2 protein-coding genes are annotated in these 2,569 nt (G+C 68.0%); both read right to left on the reverse strand.

Annotation, left to right across the window (positions count from 1 at the left end):
• Nucleotides 1-205: 205 nt before the first annotated feature.
• The gene (locus BQ8420_RS06620; protein ID WP_087096934.1) at nucleotides 206-751 is read right to left on the reverse strand and encodes a hypothetical protein; all 546 of its coding nucleotides are present in this window, start codon (nucleotides 749-751) and stop codon (nucleotides 206-208) included.
• A 223-nt stretch (nucleotides 752-974) separates the two neighbouring features.
• Nucleotides 975-2,417 (reverse strand): amino acid permease, encoded by a 1,443-nt coding sequence (locus BQ8420_RS06625; protein WP_087096935.1) that lies wholly within the window; start codon nucleotides 2,415-2,417, stop codon nucleotides 975-977.
• Nucleotides 2,418-2,569: the final 152 nt, after the last annotated feature.

The following is a 2,569-nucleotide window of genomic DNA, read 5'->3' on the forward strand; positions in this document are numbered from 1 at the left end:
GCCCGAGCGGGCCGGGCCCCGACCGGACCCCGAGCCCCCTCGCCCCCAGGAGCGCACCTCGGGCCCCGCCCTGCCGCCACTACCGCCCGGGGTCTCACGCTCCAAGGGCTGGGGACCCACCTGGCGCTGAGACGACCGCGGCCCTCGCACCCCAGAAGATCGGGTGCGAGGGCCGTAGCCGGTGGGGGAGTGGCCAGAACTTCTCTCAGTCGTCCTCCAGACGGTGTCGAGGCTCGTGCGAGGCGGCGGCGGGCACCGGCTCCGAACGCAGCGCACTGCGCTGGTTGGAACCACCCTCACCATCCTCATAGAGCCCATCGAAGTACTCGTCCTTACCGGGACCGTCATCGTCTCCGCGCACCCAGCGACCGCCCACGAACACCGGGGCGGCCAACAGCAGGGCCAAGGGGACGAACACGCCCAGGGGCAACAGCACCAAGGCGCTCTCGCTGCCCGGAACCGTGGGCAAACGCTCCACCAGGTGCGGACGCAGCAGGGACACAGCGCTCAGACCGGCCAACACCAGGGCCGCGCCGAAGGGCAGCAGCGGGGTCAACCGCGGGGGGACGGCCACCAGGGCCACCAGGATTCCCACGCCCACCAGCCCGGCCAGAGCGACCGGTCCGGTACCCGACAGCACGCTCATGTCGGCGGCGTGCAGGCCCCGCAGGTGCGCGAAGGCCCAGCCGCACAGCAGCAGCAGAACCGGGCCCAGAATCAGGCCCGACAGGAAGCCGACGAAATGTCGCACAGGGGTGCTCCTCTCAGGGGTTGGCAGCACGATAGCGACAAAAACCGGCTTAGGCACCCTTGCCCCCTACCCGCACAAACCACCCACAAGGGCACTAAAGGTGCCTGACCTGGGGTGACACACCCCCACACCCACCCCACAACAACGGTGGCGCCCCACCCCCACAAAGGCAGAACGCCACCGCACACCAGCGCACCCGGGCCATCACCCGCCGTGAGCGCGATCACCCCGAACCGGCAGAACCCTCCCCACCGGAACCGGCCACCCCACCAGAGCCCGAGCCCACCGAACCCGGACCCGCCACCGCGTCCAACTCCCGCGGGCTCGCGCGACCCTCCACCCCCAACACCCAACGGCTGGGCTCCGAACCCACACGACGACGCACCTCATAGACCACCAACGCCACCACGACCGCGCCCACCGACGCCCACAGAGCCTGACGCTGCTCGGGCAAGGCCGCCATCGCCACGAAGACCGCCGCCAACCCCAACAACGTCACCCAGGTCAGGTACGGAAAAGCCCACATGCGCAACGTCAACCGCTCAGGGGCGTTACGCCGCACCCGAGCACCCACCACCAACTGCGAAGCACAGATCACCAAGAACAACACCAACAGGATCGCGCCGATGGAAGCCACCAAGAACCCGAACACCTGCCCCGGGAAGAGGTAATCGGCCACCACCGCGGCATACCCCACCACCGTGCCCAAGAGAATCGCCCGCACCGGAACACCACCGCGGTTGGTGCCGCGCAACACCCGCGGAGCGTCCCCCTGACGGGTGAGCATGAACAACATGCGCGAAGAGGTGTACATGGCGGCGTTGAGCACACTCAACACCGCGATGAGCACCACGATCTCCATGATCAACGCCGCACCCGGGATACCGACGGTCTCCATCACCACCACGAACGGGCTGCGATCCAACTGCGTGGAATCCCACGGCACCACCATCACCACCACCAGGATGGAAGCCACGTAGAACAAACCGATACGCCAGAGCACGTTGGTGATGGCCGAGGCCACCCCACGCTCGGGCTCATCGCTCTCCCCGGCCGCGATCGTGATGATCTCCACACCACCGAAGGCGAAGAGCACCACCACCGTGGCGCCCAACACCGCCACCCACCCGTTGGGGGCGAACCCGCCCAACTCCCACAGGTTGGCCACGGTCGACCCCTCAGAGCCGCTCCACAGCCCCAACGCGTACAACCCGCCCACCAACAAGAACGCCACGATCGTGGCGACCTTGATCAGCGAGAACAACGACTCGGTCTCCGCGAACACCCTCACCGAGATCAGGTTGGCCGCCGTCATCGCCAACAACACCACCAACGCCAGCACCCAACCGGGCAACTCCACCCACTGGCTCAAGATCGTGGCACCGGCCACCGACTCCGCGGCCACCAACACCGCGTACATCCACCAGTACACCCACCCGATGGTGAACCCCGCCCGCGGCCCGAACGCCAAACGCGCGTAGTCGGAGAAGGACCCGCCCGCCGGCACCGACACCACCATCTCGCCCAAGGCGCGCAGGGTCAAAAAAACCAGGGCCCCCGCCAACGCATAGGACACCACCGCCGCCGGACCCGCGGTCTGGATCACCGCACCCGAACCGATGAAGAGCCCCGCCCCCACCGAACCGCCGATCGCGATCAGCGCCATGTGCCGACGCCGAAGCGAATGCGCCAGCCCCGACCCGTTCTCGTCTCGCGTCGTCTCTCGCGACGACCTCTCACTACCTGTCACACGCCCCACCATAGGACGAACCAACCATCACCTTTCCCCACCACCCCCGACACACCACCTCCACCCAC

Origin of the sequence: Nocardiopsis sp. JB363 (genome assembly GCF_900143625.1) — a bacterium.
Lineage (GTDB): Bacteria > Actinomycetota > Actinomycetes > Streptosporangiales > Streptosporangiaceae > Nocardiopsis.

Bases quoted from the DNA above. Each gene is read 5' to 3' on its own strand.
- BQ8420_RS06625 (WP_087096935.1), bottom strand. From the start codon at position 2,417: ATGGCGCTGATCGCGATCGGCGGTTCGGTGGGGGCGGGGCTCTTCATC.